The organism is Bacteroidota bacterium, from assembly GCA_016718825.1.
Classification (GTDB): Bacteria; Bacteroidota; Bacteroidia; order J057; family JADKCL01; genus JADKCL01.
The window spans coordinates 207,126-228,796 of the sequence record JADKCL010000005.1; the positions used below are offsets into that span (position 1 = coordinate 207,126).

Consider the following 21,671-nt stretch of genomic DNA (forward strand, 5'->3'; position numbering starts at 1 on the left):
CGCAAATCAACGGGAATTCCTGATCCTTTCCAGCAATAATTGGGCTTCTTTGGCCTCATTGGATTCTGGCTCTGACAATTCGAGGGATGTTTTTGCTGATTTTTCAGCGGCATCGAGATCTCCATTCTTCAATTGCAAGGAGGCCAAGGTGTGATGGTTCCAACTTGCAGGCTGGATTTCGGTGGAGCGTTGCGCCCATTTTTGGGCAAGTTTGTGGGCTTCTTGCTGCTGTAAATGCTCGTGAAAGGCCCAAGCGGCATCGTTGTAGAGGGCAGCGTCGTCGCCCTTGTAGATTGCAAACAGCGCCTCGGCTGATTTTTGGTAGGCCACCCAATTTTTCCCGGCGTGATGGTAGGCGAGTTCGGCTTGCAGCATGACTTGGTTGGCCTCGGATGGCTCCCAAAGCTGTTGCGCGGCTTTTTTGCAGGCGGCAAAAAGTTGTCCATTTTGGGCCGTTGCGGCATCGTTCAAACTTTTGCTGAAGACGCCGCCGAGAAATTCCTGCAGGGGAGCCTCGCCAAATTGTTGCACAAAAGCTGCTTTGTTGGTCAATACGTGTTGGTACTCGGCGTCGGTGACCGACTGCGTGCCGATGGTGGCAATGATCCAATTTTCAGTTTCCATGAGGGCTTCCCTTGGGATTTTTTTAAGGTATTCGCGGCATTGAACGTGCACGTCGTGACCGGCGGCATCCATTTCGATGAGATAGCGTTGGACGAAGGCAGGCTCGCGGTAGCCGGTATTGTACCGCGCTGTCCGGCTGTCGAGATGCAACGTTTTGTTGCGGGCTGCTGTCGCCATTGCGAGCATTTCGTCGTGGTCGTGCAGCTTTTTCTCGCGGTATTGGGCATTGCCCTTGCTGTCGAAAAAGATGAATTCGGGAATGCTCAGAACCCGCACACCAGCAAAATAGGGGCTGGATTCGAGCTGTTGGGCATCGAGCCGAAAGCTCACAAAGTAGGGGTTGAAGGCATCGCCGATTTCCTTTTCGACAAAAATGTCCTTTTCCATGATCTCGCAAACTTCAAGGACGTCCCCGCAGACAAACAGCATCAACATTTTTCCTTGTTTGGCCGCCTTGGCTTGCGCCGCTTCAAATTCGCCGGATTCAAATTGGATACCTTGGGCCGTGGCAACCAACGAGAGCCCGAGTGAAACTAGCAGGAAGAAGAGTAAACGCGTGGTATTCATGCCATCCGAAGGTGTTTTACCCATTAAGAATGCAGATGTGTTGGAAAAATACACAAAGCGCCCGTCAAATTCGATGCACCAAGCCTCTTCGTTGATTTTTTTCCTACCTTGACCGCGATACAGGTGTTTTTTTGGCAACCAACGCTAAAACGACATTCATCGCGTGTAGGATTATTTTAGAAGAATGAAGCTAGGACAGGCGCAGGTATTTCTGCACCAAAACACGATTTGGCTCATCAGGGGCTTGGGAGCGTTTGTGGGATTGATATTGCCACCTTATCGCTATCTTTTTCCTGAAGCGTCTTTTGATCCGATGTGGATGCGATGGGCGCTGTCGGCTATCATCTTTTCCGTCATCATTGCCAGTTTCGTATCTGCACGTGTGCGGCGCAAAGCCATGCCTGCGACCTATTTGTTTTGCATTCTGTTGACGGTCTGGATGCTGGTATTGGCATTTGCGAATGGCCTTGCACAATCCTACGCTTCGAGCTATCAAATCATGCTTTTTGCTTCCCTGATTTTGATGCGTGACTGGCGATGGCTCCTGCCCGTGGTCGTTTTGCATACGATTGGGGTCATTGTCGGTGCATTGTTGGTTGAGAATCCAGTTTTTAGTCCATTGACCTTTGCAGTGATGGCGATCACCATTTTGCTGATTGCGAGTGCGGGAATTGCCACGGGTTGGTTGGAATATTGGTCGGTAAGCCAGCGAGAATTGCGGTTGAGGTCCATCAATCGCGCAGCCTTTGGTACGGCAACCGATGCGATCGTCGTGACAGATGTTTCTGGTGAGGTGCTGACCTACAATGCTGTATTCCATAACTTCTGGCGAAACGGCGATGAAAAACCGGGGGATTCTACGGTTTCCTCTTGGATTCCGCTGTTGCAAGGGAAGCTCCTTGACCCAAGCCAAATTCTGAGAATCAACTCAGAAGCCCATTTGGAACCAACCAAGAACATTTCAGAATTGTTGGCCTTGCGCGATGGGCGTTTTGTAAAACTGCGGTCCCAGCCCGTGATCGAAAACGAGGAGACCTTGGGTCGAATTTGGTTTTTCAGGGATGTGACCAAATCGAGGCGAAATGCCGAGGCCATGGAGCAGGCTCACGAACGGCTGCGCCGCCAAAATGCGGCCCTCGTCAAACTCTCGCTGCACGAAGAAATGTTGGGGAGTGACTTTGAGGCTGCCTTGCGCTTGGTGACCCAAGAAGTCGTTTATTCTTTGGACGCCGACCGGGGTGCTGTTTGGCGACTTGAAAATGCCAACCAACAATTGGTCTGCGAAGACATCTTTTTTAGGGCACTGGACATCCATCAGAAAGGCACGGTCGTCTCCGCCGGCCAAAGCCCCGCCTATTTTGAGAAGCTCGCCACGGAACGTGTCATTCATATTCCCCATGCAAATCGAAATCCGCTGACAAAAGGATTCCAACTTCCTTACCTCGTGGGTGAAAGGGAGCGCAACGTGTTGGATGTGCCATTGCGCATCGCCGGCCGGCTGCATGGTGTGCTATCCGCGGAGCGAGAAGGTCAGGATTGGACCATCGAAGACCAGCAATTCCTAGCCTCTGTCGGCGATTTGCTGGCCGTGTTTTTTGAATCCTTGGAACGCAGGAAGGCCGAAACTCAGCTTGCCAACTCGATCGCCTTGCTCAAGGCCGTCTTTGAAAGCACGGGGGTCGGTATACTCGTGACCCGGCCCGACCGCACGTTGATCGATTGCAACAATACCTACTTGAACATTTTTGATCTGGACCGCGATTTTGCCTTCAACGGCGAACCAGACGAAGTCATCGCCGCAAGCAGGCGCCAATTGGTGGATTCAACCTCGGTGGTTCAATCAATGCGCTTCCTGATGTCCAATCCGGACCAAAACCATACGGAAAACCTCGTATTCAAGGATGGCCGGATTGTGGAGCGGTTTACCGAAGTCTTGCGCGTGCGGGACGATGTCGTCGGTCGCGTCTGGTTTTACCGGGATGTCACCGAGCGCGTCCGTGCCGATGCCGTAATCCTCGAATCACAACAACGGAACAAGGCAATTATCGAGGCCATTCCGGATTTGATCGCCCGTGTTGATCCTGCGGGCACCATTCTCGACCTCAAAATGCCTGAATCGGGCCCGCTTTCGCAATTGTTTCCCAAGGAGGATGGCGCAAATTTGGCAGCATTTTTCCCGGAGGAGTTTGTTGCAGAAGCCATTCGACAGGTGCAATTGGCGTTGACCTCGGGTGATTTGGTGGCCTATGAATGCGAGCTTGAACTTCAAGGAAATCTCCGTGACCTCGAGATTCGGCTCACGCCAAGCGGTCCGGGCGAAGCCCTGTTGATGGCGCGGGACGTCACCGAACGCAAAAAACCGAGCGGGAACTCGTGCAACGCAATCACGAACTCGACAGTTTTGTCTACCGGGCTTCGCATGACCTCAAAGCCCCGCTCAATTCCCTCATGGGACTCATCGAGATCCTGAAGTCCGAAAGCAAGGATCCCGAATTGGCAACCTATCTGCACTTGATGGACAAAAGTGTCATCAAGTTGGACACCTTCATCCGGAACTTGACGGAGTTCAGCAAGATTGCACGGTTGGAGATTCGCAACCAAGGTGTTGATTTCAACGAATTGATCGCCGAGGTGGGCGAAGGACTGAAATACATGGAAAACGCAGGACGCGTTGCGCAGCAAATCGAATTGTCGCCGGGACCTGCATTTATTGGTGACAGCTTTCACATTGGCATTGTCCTTGGGAATTTGTTGTCCAATGCCGTCAAATACCAAGACCTGAAGAAGCCGGACCCTTGGGTCAAGGTCACGGTCAATACTACTCCCCAAGAATGTCAGATCACCGTCGAAGACAACGGCGTAGGGATCGCTGCCGCGCACCAAGGGCGCATTTTCGAATTGTTTTACCGTGCCAGCAACCAGAGTTTCGGCTCAGGCCTTGGCCTGTACATCACCCGGAATGCGGTCGAAAAGATGAAGGGCACGATTGAAATGTTCTCCGAAGAAGGTGTCGGTACCAAGTTTGTTGTCAGCCTTCCCAATCTGAACATTGCTGTGGACAAAGGCTAAGCTGCGATTTTGGGCGAATGTGTTTTGCGAAGGCTGAAAACGCCAAATCAAACGCTTGCAGTTTCCTGTCCTTTTTCAACCGCTGCGATCCGTTGGACGACGTCCCCCACTTTGATCAAACCGCCATTGACAACCACAGCGCACCATCCGCCATGGCCGCGCATGGCATTGTAGCCGCCGGGACCCAAATTTTCTTCCATGCGTGAGCAGGGATGGCATTCGTCAGTCAAGACCAACTCTGCTTCCCCTATTTTGAAGCGTTGGCCTTTGAGGGAAAGTAGGTTGATACCTCGCACGATAATGTTGCGCCGGGTGAGTCCGGGATCGACTTTGTCAATGCCGAGCATCGAGGCTACGCCATCCAAATGTTCGCCTTGAATGAGCGTGACCTGTCGTTTTCCGCCTTTTTTCTCCGATTTCCGATCACCTTCGAGGCCACGATCGGCAATGGCAACGACTTCGGAGACCACTTTCAAAGCAGCTTTGCGCTCAGGTCGAAGGCCGATCCAAGCCACTTTACCTTGCCGCGGAAATTGCTGCATCAATTCATCCATGGATTTCATTGTGGGAATTTACATGGAAGACGGGAAACCAGATTGGATTTTTCATTTGGAGGGTGTTGGATATTGGTTCGACCGAGAACCGCGAAATCCTACCCAAAACTTGGTCCCCATCCCCGTCCGTCGTCAAAGGCCAGCAAAATCACCACCGCCAAAACGAGTAGGAGCCCAAGCACTTCGAGCAAAATGAACGGAAATAAAAGTCCGGCAATGTCGGTGTAGGGCGTTGAAAGGTCTCCATTTTCCCCCGCATGGCCAATAGGTAGAGGAAGACCGATACGAGAACAAGCCCGAGTGCGATGAAGAAGAGGACATCTTGGTAGGAAAGTCGGTATTCCTCGCCTTGAACGTACCATGCGATATGTATGAATGCCCAAAAGAATTCCAGGCTTTTGCCGATTCCTGTAAATAGCCAAACCATGGTAATCATGATTTGCATGTAAATCAGGAGCCTTGCCGTATCTGTCGCTGGAATTGAACCGCCGTAGTAGGACATCAGAAACATGGATAGGCCTACCAATTGCGTCAGCAAGGCTGCCAAGAGTAGATTTTGTCGGACTTCAAAGGGGAACATGTTGAAATTTGTTCACCCGAATCCCGTAAGATCAAACGTCAGCAGGAAGCCGATCACAAATAATATGAAGGGAATGAGCACCAACAATTCAACAATCACCAGCGGAATCAGAATGCGGTAAATCACCCTTCCGACGATTGAAAACGAATCCGTGCGGCCCGTGGCGCCCGCAAGTGTGACGACGATGCTGAAAAAGACCGCCAATGCAAATCCGAGCATCAACGAACCGACATGCGATTCGTGGAAAATATAACCCTGCAATCCCAAGGAGGCGATCAACGGAAATTCGACTTTTCCCAAACCCGTGACGACGAAGAACAGTGCACTGACGACGGTGCCAATCACCAAAGCTGTCCACCAGGGAATATTGACCCAAAAGTTTCCGAGGATCAGTGTTCCGGCACACAAACCTGCCGTTGTTTGTCCGAAGAGGGCCAGCATCAGCAATTGTTCGCGGAGTTGCGATGGAAAATGAAGGCTTGACCGACGATCTGACCGCCGTTCAAGCGTGGGTTCAGCTACCGATGACATAGGTTCCTTGGATGGTTGGAATTCCTGAAATGGGTTGTTCAAAGCCTTTGCAACGCAATTCGGGTGAATAGAGCAGCATTTGGGTCGTATCGTCATGCGCCACGTCAAAGCTGCCGGTGAAGGTCGTCCAAGGACGTTGGCTCCTTGCAAATCCCGTGGTATACGTGATCCATTCCAAGGGAATACGTGTGCCGGTTTTCCCGGTATCGATCAAGGCGATGCGGGTATTTTGGTCCTCTGCAAGCGCTTCCCCGATCAATTTGCGTGCTTCTGACTCTGAATGTGCGCCGGATAGATCCAACATCACAAAGCCGATGGCGGTATCTCCCGCCTGCAATTCGCCGGAAACTTGCGTCGCGCCCAATCGCTGCTTTTCCTGAATACCTAAAATCGGGTACTTGGACAGAAAGCTGCGCCCCGTTCCGCAATGTGTGTAGATATAGGGATGGCTCTTTGGAATCGCTTGGAGCGAATTCGCTTGGTCAGGGTTGGTTTTTAAGCTGATGAGATCTGCACCGTTTTCTGGAATCAGCTCCGAAATGGGCAGTAGTGGAGTGTTGGATTCGCCTGAAATGTCATATTCACTCAAGCGCAGGGTGATGGCTGATTTTGGAATTTCATGTTCGACGGGAACGGATGCGAGCATGCCCAAGCCTGCAACGAGCGATAGCACGCCGGGAAGCTTTCGTTGCGTGAGCATGGCGCCGGCGCCCGCGGCAGTGCAAAGCGTAGCGAGCATGAGGCGGTTGGGCAAGGTGAATTGGTCTCCCAACAACAGGGAACTGAGTCCCCAGATCAGGATCGGAAGCAAAAGAATGAGCGAATCGAGGTGCTTTTTCATGACTGTAACAGGAAAAGGATGAGCGAAAATTTGTAATAACGACGGCGGAAAACGGGAATGCGAAGGAGCAAGGCAGAAAATGTGCGGGTCAGTTTCATTTCAGGTAATGCGCTGAAGGTGGATCAAACTTGGTCTGCCCAGAGGGCCTTGCGGGAAAGGCGCTGCCGGGAAAGACCGGATTCCAGCGCTTCGTTTTTGTCTTGGGCGGCGGCGACTTTTTTGGGTTCGGGATTGGCTTCGAGCCCATTGATCATTGCCCAAGCCCAGTTGAATTGCGCCAAACTTTCCCGCCGCAAATCCGCGAATTGGTACCCGGAGAGCCTCAGAAGGTCGGCATGGTTGAACCAAACGACATCCAAGGCAGCTTCGAGCATGATGCGTGCGCTGAAGTGCGCGATTTTGCGCCGCAGCGCACTTTTGCCGTCGAGCAACATGGCGATTGCTTTGGCTTGAAAACGAATGTGCATGGATTCGTCGCGGAGGATTTGGTCGCAGATGGTAGTAAGGATCGGGGAGCGCGTGGCGTTTTTGAGCGCCGTATAATAAGGTACCGCGATGAGTTCGGCGGAGACAAGGATCATGAGGCTGTTGCGGAGACCAAAGGCATGGCGTGACAGGCGGAAAATCTTGTCGGTGAATTGACCTTCGGCCTTGGGCATGTTTTCCAGGGCCATGAACCTGCCGAGGAGCCGCGAATGGCGGTTTTCTTCGAAGATGAACCAATCCATCGCGTCTTGGTAGGCCGGATCGCCGCCCTTTTTGATCAGTTTGGCGACCTTGGCCTTGAGGTTGCGCGCCTCCGAACTTTCGCCGAGCTGAAATTGTCGGATGCTGTTGGCGACAATCGGATGGATTTCCGGAGGAATCCGTTCGAAATTGTTCCAATCGATGGGCAATTGCCGGGATTGGAAGTCCCGGTACCAATCCGCCCAAGCTGCAAAACTGTCTGAGGTTTTCATATTTTAAAAAGTGCTTTGTAGTGCAAAGTGAAAATTCAAAAAAAATGCGGTTCAACTCAGGCCACCCCCGCGGATGATCCGCTCCAAGGCATCCAAGTGGTCCCGAAAGGCCTTTTTGCCGGAGAGCGTCGCCCGGTAACTCGTATGGGGCTTTTTCCCGACGAATTTTTTACTGACCTCGACATAGCCGCATTCTTCAAGCTTGGTGGTATGGCTCGCCAGGTTGCCATCCGTCAAGTCCAGCTTTTCCTTGAAGGTATTGAAGTCGATGTCATCCGCCACCATCAGCAACGACATGATCGCCAGCCGGATGCGGTTTTCAAAAACCTTGTTGATATGATCGAGGTGTTCTTTCACCGTTCATATTTGAAGTACATCACCGCGCCATAGACGATGTGGGCAATTCCGAATCCCAAGGCCCAAAATACGAGTCCGTGGCCGATCCATACGGCGCAAGCGAGGCCCAAAACCAATTCGGTGAGGGCAAGGTAGCGAATTTCAGGAAGGGTGAATTTGCTGGCATTCAACAATGCCATCCCATAAAAAAGCAGCATGGAGGCTGGGATGAAGGCCACGGCGCCGTGCCAGAGCAAAATGAGGCAAAAGGCTCCGCCGGCGAAAAGGGGGAGCAAGAGGTTGATCAGCAAGGTTTTGCTTGTTGCGGTCCAGAGGGGAAGGTCTTTTTTCTTGGCCATTCTCCTGGAAAACAATGCTGCCAAACTCACTGCAAGCAACATTACGAGACCCGCATCGGCTGCAAAGAAGGTATAGACTTCTTCGCGGGTATGTTGCAGCGGGGTGCGGATGTAATCAAAGGACTTCCCAAAGTACCACCAAGCGGCGACGGCTCCTGCAAGTGCTACGAGCCCGGCGCTCACGCCTGAGAGCCCGCTCAGGGAGAGGAACTTCGAATTGCGTTCCATCATGGCGCGCATTTCCGAGATGTCTTTGAGATGTTCCTTGATATCTTCCATATTCAAAGCACTTTGCAGTACAAAGCAAACTTACGGAAGAATTCGGATTGGGTTGTAGGAACCTGAAAAAAAAGTTGAAGCTATTGTTTGACCATTTTCAGGTGGGCGGTTCGGCCGAGTTCATCCTCGATTCGGATGAAATAGATGCCCGCTGCCAAGTCTTCCACCGACATACTCCGGGGCAATTCATCGTAGCTGCGAATTACCAATCCAGAGAGATTGATGATCTCTGATCTTCGGATGACAACCTTGTTGTCTCGCAATCTGAAAAATACCTCTTGCTGGCTCGGAACGGGGAAAACGTCGATTGGAAGCCACTGCGAAAAGGCAGGATCCACGCTTGTAATGATGACCGTCAAAGTGTCAATCAAGCTGTCCGTGGTGATCTGTGCCGGAGAAGTCGGCCAAATCACAACAACGTTTACCCCACCTCCATAGCGCAGCGCACTCGCAGTATCTGGAATGCTGAAGGCCTGCGAGCCAAGCGCCGCAATGGCTACAGAGTCAAATGCGGCAATCCTGAAGGGGCCGCCAAGATTTGTACGGAGATTGAAATACAATGAATCGTTGAATGCGCTGTTGGTCAGGTTGTTGATGGTTAAATCATACCTGAAAGTATCATTTACATTGACTACAGAGGGATTTGGTACGTTCAAGCTGTCCCAAGAAATGTGAAACGAATACTGCGCTGAAAGCGGGACTGAACCCATGAGGGTGAGCAAAAGCAAAGCGATCCTGACGAACCTGTACTGCATTATCTGTTCAGTAATTTTTGACAAACCTAAGATACAACAAATAAACGTACGGGAATCCTAGGTAAAAGGCCAAATTCTTTTTTGATTTGATTACGCATCCAAAGTAAAAATATGGCAGATATTCTGAACAAAATCATTGGTCTCATGACCAAAGAGGAGCAACGAAACTTCAAACTCTTTGCCCTGCGGTCGCATGAAGATCCCGACCGGAAGGACATTCAGCTTTTTGACCTGATTCGTAAGGAGGGAGACAGATTTGAAGATCGTTCGGCGGTTAAGCAGCTCTATGGGAAGAACGCAAGACCCAATACGTATCACCGTCTTCGGAACCGTTTGCTTCAGGAATTAGGTAAGAGCATGTCATTGTTGCATTGGGAAAAGGACGAAACGATTTGCGCTGTTCACGAGCTCACACTTGCAATGCTGTTTCGGAGGAAGATGCAATTTGAGATAGCTGAATACTATTTGCATAAGGCAGAGAAGAAGGTGTCCAAGCTAGATTTGCCAGAGTTACTGGACATTGTCCTTGGCGAATTTATCAGCCTTTCATTGGAAGTCACTTGGATTGATCCGGCTATCTATATAAAAAAGCGAACAGAAAATCGTCGACGACTCAACCAACTTTGGGAAATCGACAATGTGCTCGCTACAATGAACCATCGCCTTCGCCGATCCCAAAATCTCGGAAAAGGCGACGCCAGTGTCATGAATATTCTAAGAAAAACAGTCGAAGAGTTTTCAATTGATGCAATTATCATGGCGGATCCCAAATTTCGGTTCAGGGTATACGATGCGGTAAGTAAAATTTTGCTCGAACAACGGGACTATTTGGCCTTGGAAGCCTATATGATCGAAACCTATGATGCATTGCTGCAAGAGGGACTTTTTAACAAAGGCAACCATGATGTTAAGCTCCAAATGCTCACCTACATCATTAACGCCCTTTTCAAGAATGGAAAGATCGACGCTTCGCTTGCCTATGCCGAACGTTTGCGGATAGCAATGGATCAATATGGGCATATGTTGCAATCGAAGTATGAGTTGTTTTATTACAACAGCTTGTTTTTGAATTACTCTGGCAAGGACCAAGCCGAAGCGATCAAGGTGTTGGAAAAAATGCAAGCAATCGATTCGATAGCAGCCATGCCGCAGTATTTGATCTTCATCTACCTTAACCTCGGCTTGATGGAGTACACCCTCAAGCATTACAAAGCCGCGATCAAGCACGTCGTTAAACTGCGTATGCACGAATCTTTGACGGCTGCGGATGATGGCTTCAGGCTCCGAATCGACATTTTTGAGCTTGCCCTGCGCCTGGAACTACGCGACAACGAGACCCTCGACTACCGCCTCCAGCAAGTCAAGCACGATTACGCAGCCCTGCTCGAATCGCATGCCATGGAAAAAGACAGCGAAATGTTGATGCTGATCGGCAGACTGAATCAGAAGCAGTGGACAGGGACCGACGAAGGCTTATCGACTGCGATCACTGAATTCCTCGAAAGGTATCCGGCAGATGATACAGAGCTCTTTACCTACGGCGAATTCCTCCGTGGCAAAATCTAGCCTACCAAAGCTTGGAAAAGTCGGCGGTGACGTTGCATTTTCCGAGGTCAAATTCGAAGTTTTCAGAATGGAAGCGACCCAAAAACAGGTAGGAATCGCCTTTCAGCTTCCAGATTTCAACGTATTCTTCAATGGGGTCGAGGATCAAATACCAGGCGATGCCTAATTTGGCGTAAGCTTTGGGCTTCGAATTCCGATCCTTGAAAGCGGTCGATGGTGATAGGATTTCCATGACCATCGTTGGAATTGCATCAAAAAAAACGGAGTCCTCACTTTGTCCACAGGCGATGGAGAGGTCAGGATGCAGCACGGTGAAATCATCCACACGCAAATTGATCGGGAGGTAAACGCTGCAATCGCCGCAATTGTCCAGCAAATTTGCAAAGTGCCGGTAGGTGTTTCCACTGATCACTTGATGCCGGACCGTGGGCATCGGCGCCATAGCATGCGGAATCCCGTCGATGAGTTCCCATTCACCTTCCCATTCCTTCCAGTCCTCCACCGTATAGTGCGGCAGACTGTCGATATCGATCTTGCGTTTGATGGACATTCCCAATCAATTTGGACTAAAATTAGGCCAAAACCTCGAAATCAGCAAGCCTTCCCCGCCTCATTCGATCACCACGCGCCGCACAAGGCGGCTCCCATTTCCCGTCGCAGCCACAAAGTAACTGCCCGCAGGCACATCCGTTGCCCAAGACAACCGGTGCCCGCTTTGAAATGGCGCAAGCACCTCCCGCTTCAACTTCCTGCCCATCACATCGACCAATTCCACGACAATTTCCGTGTCCGAATTGCCCATAAAGCCGATCTCAAAGCGCCCATCGCTAGGATTAGGCGACACCGACATCGTCAAGAAACGCGGACTAGATGGATCGTTTTTTACCGAAATTTCGTCTTTGAGACTCACACCCCAAAGTCCACGTCCAAAGGTTGCCGCGACCAGTTGTTGATTGGTCGCATCCAATTCCAATTCGCTCACGATCACGTTGGGCAGGTCTTGGGCATACAACTGCCAAGCGCTCAGCGTGTCGTTAAGGTAGTAAACCCCGACATCCATCCCGACATAGACAGGGTTGTTGGGGTGGAGTCGGTCATGCACAACGCAATTCACCGGCAGGTTGGGCAGATTGATGGAAATGTTGGTCCAAGTCGCCCCTGCATCGGTCGTTTTGAAAACCTTGGTGCCGGAGACGAATCCGCCTGCTGTCACCCATGCTGTGGCAGGTGCGTCGGCATCGACCGCGATGTAGGTCAGGTAAAGGGAATCCGGCAGCCCGGCAGTTCTGTCTTGCCATGTCGATCCGCCATTGGTTGTCACCCACAAGGCACTCGGTTCGGAATAGGCAAAATAGAAGCGTTTCGTAACATAGATGTAGTCCGGGTCGCTTTGGGCTACTGCGAGTGCCGAACTGATATTGGGCTGCCCATAGGCCGGAATGACGGGGAAATTGGAAATTGCATTCCAGCTTGATCCCGCGTCTGTGCTCTTCCAGAGATTTCCATAGGCAGCAAAAAGTGTATTCGGATCGTTGGGATGCATGACGTAGGGTGTCGTCCATTCGCCTGTTTCTGCAATGCCCCAAGAAACGCCGAATGTACTTGCGCCGCCATCATTCGTGCCCACGATATTGCCATACTGCGAACTTCCATAAAACGTCAAGGGATCTGTCGGATGAAGGATGCATTCCATTCCATCGCCACCGATCACGTTGCTCCAGGTAGTTCCGTTATAAAAATAGGTCGAATTGTCCTGTGCACCCGCGAGCAAATTCCCCGGATTTCCCGGGCTCGTGCTGCAACGGTAGAAGGACGTGGCCTGCATTCCGGCGCTGAGTTTTGTCCACGTAGTGGGCCACAAATAGCCCGACGTATTGATGGCATCAAACCAAGACCCAATCGTGATTTGAGGCGTGCTGTACAATCCACCGTCGTTGCAGATATAAAAATTGTTGCTCAAAGGATTGTAGGCAAACTGATGCTGATCGGCATGGAGGCTGTTTCCATAGGCATTGATCCAGTAGGAGACACCGTCCCAGGTGACGCCGCCATCGGTGCTGCCCCAGGCGTTGATACCGCCCGTGTAGATTTTGTTCCGATCCGACGGATCGACCAACAAAGCCAAGTCATACCAGCCTTGCCCACCTGTGCCAAAACCATCGTCCCAGCCCAAAATATTGGGTGTGGAGCTTTGTTGGGTCCATGATGCGCCTGCATTCGTGCTGCGGTAGAGTCCGGCAAAGCCGGCGTCCATCCCGGCGCAAAGCGCATAGACATAGTTGTGGTCGGTCGGTGAAACCGCCAATTCGATGCGTTGTACCACGCCGCGACCGGCAATTCCCGTCGGCAAAACCGTCCAAGTTTGGCCAAAATCCGTGGATTTCATGATGCTCACCGTCCCCATGTCCAACGACGAACGGTAGCCGGTGGAGGCATACAAGACCTGCGGATCAACGGGGTCCTTTTCCAAATCCCAAATGATGCTGTCGTGCACACTTACCCAACTCACGCCTGCGTCCGTAGACCTGCGAATGCCATAAGTGCCGCCAGCAACCAGCGTCAAGGTATTGCTCGGATGGATGAAAACCCGCCTTGTCAGGGAAAAATCAGCATCCGTTTGCAAAACAGACAATCCCGTCGGATTCCAAGTGGTGCCGCCATCGGTCGTTTTGTACACGCCCAAGCCATAGTGGGTATGCCGCTTGCGGTTATCCAGCGAAAGCCCCGCCCCGAAATAGGCGTAGTCACCCACCGAAATGTAGATTTCATCTGTGTTGACCGGATTGACAGCGATGTCGCTGATGCGTAGCATGGGCAAATTGTCGGTCAATGGCGTCCAGTTTTGGCCGCCGTCGACGGTTTTCCATACCCCGCCTTGCGCTACGCCAACCCAAAAGGTATTCGGATCCAGCGGATGGAAGGCGATACAATTGATGCGCCCGATACCAGGTTCCCATTCCGGGAAGGCAGGATTGGCATAATGGTCTGGACCGAGCGGGAGCCAGCTGTCGGCAGCGGCAGCTTTTGCAGTTGCGGATTTTGCGTCTGCAACTTTTTGGGATTCAATGGCATAGGTCGCCGGATCGGGGAAGCTGCCATCGGGATTCATGCGATGGGCGTTAAAGTCTTCCCAGCGTTTGATCCATTTCCAACCTTTGACGGCTTTCAAGTCGGTTTTGCGTGACCATTCGTCGAGATTTCGTTGGAATTCAGCGAAGGTCTGCGGACCAGTGCCTGGGTTTGTCTCCAAAAAGGTCTGCCCCAAAGCGGAGTTAGAAGCGAAAAGCAGCAAGCTTAAAAAACTGGATATCGCGAGATGACGCATGGAGGAATCATTGAATTTTGGGGAAGTTCATGAGAAACCAAGGATTTCGCAATCCGGAAATGTCTTCCAGCTACACAATACAATCATTTTTGAAGTCGATCGAAATGCTTTACATTGCATTTGGATTCCAATTCCGATGCCGAAAATGAAAACCCGCGCTTTCCTTGCACCCATGTTGGGAGTTCTCCTCTTGTTTGCAGCATGCAACCGCGTCACGCCAAATACCGCCGTTGCTTACAACGATGCGATTGTGGACGTACAAGCGCATGTGGTGGCGCATTTTGATGAATTTGTCATGACTGCCGACGAAGGGGATAGCCTTGGAGCCATTGCCGCTTTGGAAGATGCACTGGACAGTTCACGTGTCGGACTCAAAAAGTTGGAAGCCATGAAGCCATTTGATGGACAAACCAAGCTCCTTGAAGCAGCAAAAGGGTTGGTTGGCCATTATATCAAAGGTTTGGATCAGGATTTTCGACAAATTTTGCCTGTCATTACGAGTCACAGTGCCACTTTGGAGCAATTGGAGCATGCAAATGATGTCCGCGATGCGTTCAAGCATCAAGAAGACAGTCTGTTTGCCGCTGTAGAAGCTGCTCAAAAGGAAATGGCGGAAAAGTACAAGTTTGAATTCCACCAACAGGTTGAGGAAATAGATTAGACTTGATTTTTGGAATGATTATTGAAGTTTCGGAGCCGATGGATCGTCGATACGCTCAAAAAAAGTATAAAATGAAGAATTTCACCGTCTTATTTGCCGCAATTTTATTCCTCTTTGGAACCCAAACTGCATGGGCCGACGTCGCCAACGAAGGAGAAGTCGACGTCAAAGTTGAACTGATCAATGGGAAGGATTTCCCGGGATTCGAGTTCTTCATCCGGTACCAAAACTATCATTACGATATGGGCTATCAGCCCGATGGACTGACCGACATCGTGCTCGAGCCTGGGCTCGTCACTGAAACGGGTGGAAGGGGCGATCAATCGTTGCTTTACGCGCGTGATGAAAAAGGAAACGAATTCGTCTCCAAAACCGAAGTGGGTGGTGTAGACTCGGATTTTGGCCCCAATGTGGCCTATTATCTCGATCAGATTGAGGTGATCAGTGTCAAAAATGGCGAAATCAAGTTCAAAATCGCAGCGCGCAAAAAAATGAGCGGAGACGACAAAGTCCTCAAGATCATCAAAGGAGATGTCAGCGGTGGTGAAATGTCTACTTGGTTGATCATCTTGGTCCCGATTTTCTGCCTTACCGGCTTGGTCGCGTTTTTTGTGTTGCGTCGCCGGAAAAGTGGTGATCAGCGCTAATGCGTTTTTCTATTCGGCGAATGTCTTTATACCTTTGTTCAAAACTGAAGATTTAGATGAAAAAGTTGGGTTTCCTTTTGGCTCTTCTGTGCATGTTTGTTGGCAATAGCGCAGTTTGGGCCGATATCGCGACAAGGGACGAAGTCGAAGTCAAGGTGGAGTTGATGAACGCCGCACGCTTTCCGAGCTTCGAATTTTATATCCGTTTTCAAGGTTATCATTATGACATGGGGCACAAACCCGACTCACTTGTCGATGTGGTGATGGAGCCTGGCAAAGCAATCAGCACAGGTCAACGCGGTGCACGTTCGTTTTTGTATGCGCGTGACAAAAATGGACGGAAGTATGTTTCGAAGAAGGAAATCGGTGGAATGACAACCGAGCGCGGTGTCGATGTTTCCCACTATGTCGATCAAATTGAAGTGATCAGCCTCCGCAAGGGTGAATTGAAGTTCAAAGTCGTCGCAAGGAAACGCATGGGCCACAACGGTGAAGTGATGGAAATCCTGAAGGGCGATGTCAGCGGTGGTGGGAAAGTGAATTGGATCGTCGTTTTGATTCCCGTCATTTGCCTCTCAGGGTTGGTAGCATTCTTTTTGTTGCGTCGTAAGCCTTTGGCCGCCTGATGCTTCTGCACTGAGGAATTTTGCCGATTGCCGAATGGTTGTATCTTATTCCAAGACTTCGCGTTCTGTTGTCACAATAAAAAGGATGAAAATGAGTTCCAAACTGCATTTTTTCATTTTGGCAGCTTTGCTGCTGATCAGCAGCGGATTAAGAGCTGACATTGCTGACGACAACAACAGCGAGCAACGGATTTACGTGCATGTCGAGTTGATGAACGGAGATAAGTTTCCCGGTTATCAATTTTTCGTGCAATACCAGACTTACGAGGGTTATGGCGGCTATGATCCGGATTCGCTTCTGGAAATGCCGCTCTCTCCCGGAATTTCGCAGCCTACTTCGGAATATGGAGACAAGTCCTTCATTTTCGCACGTGATTCCACTGGCAAACTGTTTCAATCAACCGTCAAATTCGGTGGAAGCAGAATGGAGATGGAACCCGACTTTGCCTACCTCGTGCAACGGATCGAGGTGGTCAGCATTCGCAATGGCGAAATAGAGGTGAAGCTTGTGGCTACCATGAAGATGGTCGATTACGAGGAAGTCATCGAAATGAAAAAAGGCACCGTCGGATCCCAATCACAAGAAATCATTCGGTTTGCGCTATTGCCCGCGGTCTGTTTGTTGGGCTTGATCGCATTTTTTGTGGTGCGTCGGCGCAAAGCTGTCCACAGCTGATATTTCCTTTCGCATTCTAGTTCACCATTAAACATCCATCGCTTTGCCGGCGTTGCTCGTTTACCTTCTGCTGACGATTCTCTTCGAATTGCCCATTTTTCTCCTCTTTTGGCGAAAGGAAGGGTGGTTGTCGGCCGTTGTATTTTGTATTCTTGTCAATGGATTCACCAATCCGGTGCTGAACCTGATCCTGACACAATTCGATGCAAATGTTTGGCTGCTTGAAATTGGCGTTGTCGTCGTCGAAATGCTCTGCGCAATGCTGATTTTCAAAGCGAAATGGCCCAAGGCGCTGCTGTTTTCCTTTGCTGCGAATGCATTCAGTTACAGCGTAGGAGTTTTGTTGTTTGAAATCGGTTGGCTTTGATTTTTAGATGGTTGCATTCGCAGCAGGATGAAGAATCCCATCAAACCCAATGCCCCGACAACCAAGTAGAAAACAGTTTGTACAGCATGGTTCAAAGTCGCCACGCTTATGCCGACCAATTGCGAATAGCCTAGAAACATCATCCAACCCGAAACAATGTAATGGTAGGCCCCTGCCGAACCCGCAGGCAACGGAACCGTTCTCGACAAGCTCCCGAAGATGAAAACGTAGAATGCGAGCGATGGTAAGTTCGTAGAATCCACTTGCAGGGCCATCAGTGTACACAACGGGGCTGAATAGTAGCTCAGCCAGATCAGCAAAGTGTGGCCGGTGAATTCAAGAAGTGCCTTCGGGCGTAGCTTGAGGGCTGCCATCAAACCGTTCCAGATTTCTTTTGCCCAGCCTTGGATTTTGGAGGACCAACCTGGACGATTGCTGTTGCGTCGGCGAAAAGCAACGCCGTAAAGCACAACCAAACCGATGATTCCCAAGCAGGCGACAAAGACCAGTTTCCAGCTCAGAGCGGCAAAAAGCGGCTGCATCAATTCATCAAAAAAGAACACTGACGCCTGGGAACCCATTCCAAACATGGCTGCGACAACCAAAACACCTAACGTCAGCATGTCCACGGCCCTTTCGGCCACCACCGTACCGCCCAAGGCCAGCACGGGCGCACCTGAAAGCCGGTTCAGCGCCACACAGCGGTTGATTTCGCCAATCCTTGGGATGCCAAGATTGCTCAGGTAGCCCGTCATCATGGTCATGAAACATGCCATCAACCCCGCCTCATGCCCGGAGGCGCGGATGAGCAATTGCCAGCGCCGCGCGCGGCTCACATGCCCCACGAGCGTGAGCAGCAGCCCGAGACCGATCCATTCCCAGCGTGCGCGGGTCATTTCGGCACCGATCGCCGTCAAGTCCTGCCCCCTCAAGGCCAGCCATAGCAACAGCAGCCCGACGATCAGGAGTCCGGTAAATTGAAGCCATTGCCGTTGCACTGCGGTCATCCCTGCCAAACTAGTAGCCACACCCCAATGTCGCAACTTGACCCGCCCTGAGATGCGAAATTTTCCCAAAGTCTTGTCATTCCCAACCCATTTCCCGAATTTGGAAGTTCGGTGACCCTTAATAAAAATTTCGGCCCGAATTTTGCAAGATCGATCAAGCAAGTCCATTGGGGCTTGGCACAATGGAATTCTCAAGGAAAATCAGTCGTATGAAAAAACTCATTCTCTTCACCGCCCTCCTGTTGGCCTGTTTCATGGGTCAAGCACAGGCTCCGAATTTCTTCACAAAAGCGGATGCCTTTTTTGCCAAAAACATCAGCGCCGGCATGGTTGACTATGCCGGAATCAAGGCCAACGCCGCCGAGTTGAAGGATCTCGTGGCAATGATCGGCACCTACAAAATGACGGCTGCCGACGATGCTACCTCCAAGGCATTTTTGATCAATGCCTACAACATTTTGGTGATCAAGAACGTGGTCGATCACTATCCCATCGCCAAGCCAACCGACGTTACGGGATTTTTTGATGCCATCAAGTTCAACCTTGCGGGCACACAAATCACGCTCAGCGACATCGAAAACAAGAAAATCCGTCCGGTGTTCAAGGATCCACGCACACACTTTGCCTTGGTTTGCGCTGCCAAAAGCTGCCCACCGATTGCCAACTATGCTTTCACCCCGACCAACGTCGAGACCAAATTGGAGGCCATCACCAAAGCTGCACTGAACAATACCAGCTTCATCAAGGTGAATACCGGCAACAAAACAGTTCAGTTTTCCCAAATTTTGGACTGGTACAAGGATGATTTCCTTGCCGTCAAGCCATCGATTTTGGAGTACGTCAACAAATACCGCATTACCGCGATTCCCGCCAACTTCACCCAGAGCTTCTATGAGTACAACTGGGCGCTGAACGGAAAAAAGTAAGCGCAGGGTCAGGAGCGGCGACAACGCCAAAGCCACCTGTAAAACCCACTCAGCATCCGCCTGACCCTGCAAAGCCCAAAAAGGAAGCAGGTCAGGCGGATGTTTTCATTGCAAAGAACGACACCGTGCATGTTGATTCGGTGAAGTCGGTGAAAATCATCCTACCCCTAGGCGGGCAATCCACCCCTTCGACCACGGTGCCGCCCGATACGCTGACAAGGCAGGTGGAGGAAATGCCGCCACAGGGGCCTGAGAAGGGAATCAAGTCCATCGATTTGGGGAACTGTCGAACTTTCTATGGGAGCTGTATTTGACTTCGCGAACGTTGGGGGGGGGGGGGGGGGGGGGCCCCTCGCGATTGATATCATACGAACTATCATTTTTCCGAAATCTCCACTTTGCTAATCCAAAAGTGCGGTTAAATAATTAGGTTTGGATCTGGAAAATGGATCAACGATAAAAAATGGCAACAACAGCAAGACCCGACAAGGGAAATGATATCTTGACCTACCGCGATGGCAAATTGAATGCGGATTGGCAAAAGGAGCGTTTTGATTTGGTCAGTTCCTTGATCACAGCGGCTTATCCAACTGTGAAAGCCTGCATCAAATGGGCGCAACCGGTTTGGGAAACAGCCGAAGGCCCGATGATTTTTTTCCGCGGAGCCTCCAAGCATGTCACCGTTGGCTTCTGGCGCGGTGCCGAATTTCAAGATCCCGATGGCCTCCTAGAAGGCGAAGGTGACCGCATGAAACACCTCAAAATCAAGGAAAAGGATGAGGTGAACCCTGAAGTTCTCACGGGATTCATCCAGCAGGCGGTCAGCCTCAATGCACAAAAAGGCGATCCAACCAAGGGGAAATAGCCGAGTTTTCGTTTTAAGGATAGCCTGAATTGTGCAACGCAAAGGATAATTTGGGTAACAAGATGAATTGTTGCCTTTGAATATTGCTCCAATGAAGGTGTTTCGAATTTGGATCATCGTGGTTTTGGGGATACTTGGCGCTGGAGACCTCCTGGCCCAAGCCGAATTACCTTTGCCCAAGACCCGACCCGAGGCGCCGCCGGCGCCGGAAATGGAGGGTCCGCAATTCGGAATCCGGTTTGGTTATCAGCTTCAGTTTGCCTCCAAAAACTACGTTCGGGCGCAGAATTACAGCTTTTTTGAAGCCGGACATCATTTGGGATATGGCGCCTACATCAATCTGAAGGCCGACAATGGCGTCCAGTTTTCTCCTTATTTTGGATTGGAGCATGTCTTTTGGCCCAAAAGCGGCGGCTACGGAACGGATTGCGCCTTGGACAGCTTCCCGACTTTCATGGCGGTGAACGATACTTTGCCCGGTCGCGACTTTCGGTTTTACAACCTGGTTTTCGAACCGGCTTTCAAGTTCTACATCCGCCGGATGTCTGTTTTTCTGAAGCTGCAGCCGATGTTCAGCTACAATATTCAGCGGAAAGTCGAGCAATACACCCATCATTGCGGCGTTTTGCCCAATCCGCAGTTTGTCGATTATGCCCCCAGCGAATTGCGTGACCATTCGAAGTTGAACTTTTCCTTGGGTGCGGGCATCGTCAAGGAAGTGAAATTGCCCGGCGGTTCAGGCCTCGCCTTGGAGCCCGGCGTGAAACTGATGCTCAGTCGCTTGCTCCACGTGCAGGAACAAAACTCTGAAGGGCTTGACTTCACCTTGTATCCCTGGGGATTTTACCTCAATCTCAGCTTTTTCAAATAATTGAGAATGGAAAATGGAGAATTGAGAATGAAGCCAATGTGTTCATTCTCAATTCTCCATTCTGAATTCTCCATTCCCTACGCGTTGATTCCGTGCGCACGCAAGAGCGCCACGAGGCCGTCTTTGTAGCCTTGGCCGATGGCCTTGAACTTCCACTCGCCGTTGCGGCGGTAGAGTTCGCCGACGACGAGGCTGGTCTCGACGGAAAAGTCCTCGCTGAGGTCATAACGGATGATTTCCGCATTGCTCGACAAGTCGACCAAGCGGATATAGGCATTTTGGACTTGTCCGAAGTTTTGACGGCGTGACTCGGCTTCGTGGATGCTCGCGGTGAAGATGACCTTTTCGACGCTTTGCTCGATTTGGCCGAGGTTGACCAAGATCACTTCGTCGTCGCCATCGCCATCGCCGGTGAGGTTGTCTCCCGTATGCTCGACGGCACCGTCGGGGCTTTTGAGGTTGTTGTAAAAGACAAAGTGGCTGTCGCTGATGACTTTGCCACCGCCGTCGGTGAGGAAAAGCATGACATCCAAGTCAAATGCAGCACCGGAAAAGCTCTGTGTATCCCAGCCGAGGCCGGCTTGAATCTTGTTGATACCGGGTGATTCTTGCGAGAGGCTGACGTTTTGGCCTTTTTGGAGATTAATTGCCATTTTCTTTGTGATTTTTGATGATTTCCA

At 50.8% G+C, this 21,671-nt stretch carries 24 protein-coding genes; 11 read left to right on the forward strand and 13 right to left on the reverse strand.

The window, feature by feature from the left end; translation table 11 throughout:
- Positions 1-6: 6 nt before the first annotated feature.
- Positions 7-1,191 carry a hypothetical protein gene (locus IPN95_07460; protein ID MBK9449241.1) on the reverse strand — a complete coding sequence of 395 codons (1,185 nt, stop codon included), beginning with the start codon at positions 1,189-1,191 and terminating at the stop codon, positions 7-9.
- Between the two features lie 184 nt (positions 1,192-1,375).
- On the opposite strand from IPN95_07460, the gene IPN95_07465 reads away from it, so the two are divergent.
- Positions 1,376-3,661: a GAF domain-containing protein gene (locus IPN95_07465; protein ID MBK9449242.1), complete on the forward strand. Its 2,286-nt coding sequence runs from the start codon at positions 1,376-1,378 to the stop codon at positions 3,659-3,661.
- The gene (locus tag IPN95_07470; GenBank protein MBK9449243.1) at positions 3,565-4,260 is read left to right on the forward strand and encodes a HAMP domain-containing histidine kinase; all 696 of its coding nucleotides are present in this window, start codon (positions 3,565-3,567) and stop codon (positions 4,258-4,260) included. Before IPN95_07465 ends, IPN95_07470 begins: the two co-directional genes overlap by 97 nt.
- A 47-nt stretch (positions 4,261-4,307) precedes the next feature.
- On the opposite strand, the gene IPN95_07475 is transcribed toward IPN95_07470, so the two are convergent.
- From IPN95_07475 to IPN95_07510, 8 genes are all read right to left on the reverse strand, one after another.
- Positions 4,308-4,823, reverse strand: coding sequence for an MOSC domain-containing protein (locus IPN95_07475; GenBank protein MBK9449244.1), 516 nt, complete (start codon positions 4,821-4,823; stop codon positions 4,308-4,310).
- Between the two features lie 139 nt (positions 4,824-4,962).
- Complete coding sequence (locus IPN95_07480; GenBank protein MBK9449245.1) at positions 4,963-5,394, reverse strand: hypothetical protein; 432 nt, start codon at positions 5,392-5,394, stop codon at positions 4,963-4,965.
- 12 nt (positions 5,395-5,406) lie between these two features.
- Complete coding sequence (locus IPN95_07485; GenBank protein MBK9449246.1) at positions 5,407-5,835, reverse strand: hypothetical protein; 429 nt, start codon at positions 5,833-5,835, stop codon at positions 5,407-5,409.
- 73 nt (positions 5,836-5,908) lie between these two features.
- On the reverse strand, positions 5,909-6,766 hold the full coding sequence (locus IPN95_07490; GenBank protein ID MBK9449247.1) for a hypothetical protein: 858 nt from the start codon (positions 6,764-6,766) through the stop codon (positions 5,909-5,911).
- A gap of 122 nt (positions 6,767-6,888) precedes the next feature.
- Positions 6,889-7,725: a hypothetical protein gene (locus IPN95_07495; protein MBK9449248.1), complete on the reverse strand. Its 837-nt coding sequence runs from the start codon at positions 7,723-7,725 to the stop codon at positions 6,889-6,891.
- 51 nt (positions 7,726-7,776) lie between these two features.
- Entirely contained in the window at positions 7,777-8,082 is a 306-nt protein-coding gene (locus IPN95_07500) for a transcriptional regulator (GenBank protein ID MBK9449249.1), read from the reverse strand.
- Positions 8,079-8,699 carry a hypothetical protein gene (locus IPN95_07505; GenBank protein MBK9449250.1) on the reverse strand — a complete coding sequence of 207 codons (621 nt, stop codon included), beginning with the start codon at positions 8,697-8,699 and terminating at the stop codon, positions 8,079-8,081. Before IPN95_07505 ends, IPN95_07500 begins: the two co-directional genes overlap by 4 nt.
- An 80-nt stretch (positions 8,700-8,779) precedes the next feature.
- Positions 8,780-9,454 carry a T9SS type A sorting domain-containing protein gene (locus tag IPN95_07510; GenBank protein MBK9449251.1) on the reverse strand — a complete coding sequence of 225 codons (675 nt, stop codon included), beginning with the start codon at positions 9,452-9,454 and terminating at the stop codon, positions 8,780-8,782.
- Positions 9,455-9,565: 111 nt separating this feature from the next.
- Here IPN95_07510 and IPN95_07515 point away from each other — a divergent pair, with 111 nt between their 5' ends.
- Positions 9,566-11,020: a hypothetical protein gene (locus IPN95_07515; GenBank protein ID MBK9449252.1), complete on the forward strand. Its 1,455-nt coding sequence runs from the start codon at positions 9,566-9,568 to the stop codon at positions 11,018-11,020.
- Between the two features lies 1 nt (position 11,021).
- Here the strand turns inward: IPN95_07515 and IPN95_07520 are convergent, their stop codons facing one another.
- Together IPN95_07520 and IPN95_07525 are read right to left on the reverse strand one after the other, a co-directional pair.
- Positions 11,022-11,570 carry a Uma2 family endonuclease gene (locus IPN95_07520; GenBank protein MBK9449253.1) on the reverse strand — a complete coding sequence of 183 codons (549 nt, stop codon included), beginning with the start codon at positions 11,568-11,570 and terminating at the stop codon, positions 11,022-11,024.
- Between the two features lie 60 nt (positions 11,571-11,630).
- Positions 11,631-14,270: a hypothetical protein gene (locus IPN95_07525; protein MBK9449254.1), complete on the reverse strand. Its 2,640-nt coding sequence runs from the start codon at positions 14,268-14,270 to the stop codon at positions 11,631-11,633.
- 220 nt (positions 14,271-14,490) lie between these two features.
- Here IPN95_07525 and IPN95_07530 point away from each other — a divergent pair, with 220 nt between their 5' ends.
- The 5 genes from IPN95_07530 to IPN95_07550 all read left to right on the forward strand — a co-directional run bounded on the left by IPN95_07530 (position 14,491) and on the right by IPN95_07550 (position 17,322).
- Positions 14,491-15,006, forward strand: coding sequence for a hypothetical protein (locus tag IPN95_07530; GenBank protein ID MBK9449255.1), 516 nt, complete (start codon positions 14,491-14,493; stop codon positions 15,004-15,006).
- A 71-nt stretch (positions 15,007-15,077) separates the two neighbouring features.
- Positions 15,078-15,653: a hypothetical protein gene (locus IPN95_07535; GenBank protein ID MBK9449256.1), complete on the forward strand. Its 576-nt coding sequence runs from the start codon at positions 15,078-15,080 to the stop codon at positions 15,651-15,653.
- A gap of 56 nt (positions 15,654-15,709) precedes the next feature.
- A complete protein-coding gene (locus IPN95_07540; GenBank protein MBK9449257.1) occupies positions 15,710-16,279 on the forward strand; it encodes a hypothetical protein in 570 nt (189 codons plus the stop codon).
- A 91-nt stretch (positions 16,280-16,370) separates the two neighbouring features.
- Positions 16,371-16,955: a hypothetical protein gene (locus IPN95_07545; protein MBK9449258.1), complete on the forward strand. Its 585-nt coding sequence runs from the start codon at positions 16,371-16,373 to the stop codon at positions 16,953-16,955.
- Between the two features lie 43 nt (positions 16,956-16,998).
- On the forward strand, positions 16,999-17,322 hold the full coding sequence (locus IPN95_07550) for a hypothetical protein (GenBank protein ID MBK9449259.1): 324 nt from the start codon (positions 16,999-17,001) through the stop codon (positions 17,320-17,322).
- On the opposite strand, the gene IPN95_07555 is transcribed toward IPN95_07550, so the two are convergent.
- Positions 17,280-18,350 carry a flippase-like domain-containing protein gene (locus tag IPN95_07555; protein MBK9449260.1) on the reverse strand — a complete coding sequence of 357 codons (1,071 nt, stop codon included), beginning with the start codon at positions 18,348-18,350 and terminating at the stop codon, positions 17,280-17,282. The two genes, IPN95_07550 and IPN95_07555, sit on opposite strands and share 43 nt — an antisense overlap.
- A 188-nt stretch (positions 18,351-18,538) precedes the next feature.
- Here IPN95_07555 and IPN95_07560 point away from each other — a divergent pair, with 188 nt between their 5' ends.
- The 3 genes from IPN95_07560 to IPN95_07570 all read left to right on the forward strand — a co-directional run bounded on the left by IPN95_07560 (position 18,539) and on the right by IPN95_07570 (position 20,991).
- Entirely contained in the window at positions 18,539-19,255 is a 717-nt protein-coding gene (locus IPN95_07560) for a DUF547 domain-containing protein (protein ID MBK9449261.1), read from the forward strand.
- A 463-nt stretch (positions 19,256-19,718) separates the two neighbouring features.
- Positions 19,719-20,120 (forward strand): DUF1801 domain-containing protein, encoded by a 402-nt coding sequence (locus tag IPN95_07565; protein ID MBK9449262.1) that lies wholly within the window; start codon positions 19,719-19,721, stop codon positions 20,118-20,120.
- Positions 20,121-20,211: 91 nt separating this feature from the next.
- On the forward strand, positions 20,212-20,991 hold the full coding sequence (locus tag IPN95_07570; GenBank protein MBK9449263.1) for a hypothetical protein: 780 nt from the start codon (positions 20,212-20,214) through the stop codon (positions 20,989-20,991).
- A gap of 77 nt (positions 20,992-21,068) precedes the next feature.
- Here IPN95_07570 and IPN95_07575 read toward each other — a convergent pair whose 3' ends face one another.
- A complete protein-coding gene (locus IPN95_07575) occupies positions 21,069-21,644 on the reverse strand; it encodes a TerD family protein (GenBank protein MBK9449264.1) in 576 nt (191 codons plus the stop codon).
- Positions 21,645-21,671: the final 27 nt, after the last annotated feature.

Bases quoted from the DNA above. Each gene is read 5' to 3' on its own strand.
- IPN95_07460 (MBK9449241.1), bottom strand. From the start codon at position 1,191: ATGAATACCACGCGTTTACTCTTCTTCCTGCTAGTTTCACTCGGGCTC.
- IPN95_07465 (MBK9449242.1), top strand. From the start codon at position 1,376: ATGAAGCTAGGACAGGCGCAGGTATTTCTGCACCAAAACACGATTTGG.
- IPN95_07475 (MBK9449244.1), bottom strand. From the start codon at position 4,823: ATGAAATCCATGGATGAATTGATGCAGCAATTTCCGCGGCAAGGTAAA.
- IPN95_07480 (MBK9449245.1), bottom strand. From the start codon at position 5,394: ATGTTCCCCTTTGAAGTCCGACAAAATCTACTCTTGGCAGCCTTGCTG.
- IPN95_07485 (MBK9449246.1), bottom strand. From the start codon at position 5,835: ATGCTGGCCCTCTTCGGACAAACAACGGCAGGTTTGTGTGCCGGAACA.
- IPN95_07490 (MBK9449247.1), bottom strand. From the start codon at position 6,766: ATGAAAAAGCACCTCGATTCGCTCATTCTTTTGCTTCCGATCCTGATC.
- IPN95_07495 (MBK9449248.1), bottom strand. From the start codon at position 7,725: ATGAAAACCTCAGACAGTTTTGCAGCTTGGGCGGATTGGTACCGGGAC.
- IPN95_07505 (MBK9449250.1), bottom strand. From the start codon at position 8,699: ATGGAAGATATCAAGGAACATCTCAAAGACATCTCGGAAATGCGCGCC.
- IPN95_07510 (MBK9449251.1), bottom strand. From the start codon at position 9,454: ATGCAGTACAGGTTCGTCAGGATCGCTTTGCTTTTGCTCACCCTCATG.
- IPN95_07515 (MBK9449252.1), top strand. From the start codon at position 9,566: ATGGCAGATATTCTGAACAAAATCATTGGTCTCATGACCAAAGAGGAG.
- IPN95_07520 (MBK9449253.1), bottom strand. From the start codon at position 11,570: ATGTCCATCAAACGCAAGATCGATATCGACAGTCTGCCGCACTATACG.
- IPN95_07530 (MBK9449255.1), top strand. From the start codon at position 14,491: ATGAAAACCCGCGCTTTCCTTGCACCCATGTTGGGAGTTCTCCTCTTG.
- IPN95_07535 (MBK9449256.1), top strand. From the start codon at position 15,078: ATGAAGAATTTCACCGTCTTATTTGCCGCAATTTTATTCCTCTTTGGA.
- IPN95_07540 (MBK9449257.1), top strand. From the start codon at position 15,710: ATGAAAAAGTTGGGTTTCCTTTTGGCTCTTCTGTGCATGTTTGTTGGC.
- IPN95_07545 (MBK9449258.1), top strand. From the start codon at position 16,371: ATGAGTTCCAAACTGCATTTTTTCATTTTGGCAGCTTTGCTGCTGATC.
- IPN95_07560 (MBK9449261.1), top strand. From the start codon at position 18,539: ATGAAAAAACTCATTCTCTTCACCGCCCTCCTGTTGGCCTGTTTCATG.
- IPN95_07565 (MBK9449262.1), top strand. From the start codon at position 19,719: ATGGCAACAACAGCAAGACCCGACAAGGGAAATGATATCTTGACCTAC.
- IPN95_07570 (MBK9449263.1), top strand. From the start codon at position 20,212: ATGAAGGTGTTTCGAATTTGGATCATCGTGGTTTTGGGGATACTTGGC.
- IPN95_07575 (MBK9449264.1), bottom strand. From the start codon at position 21,644: ATGGCAATTAATCTCCAAAAAGGCCAAAACGTCAGCCTCTCGCAAGAA.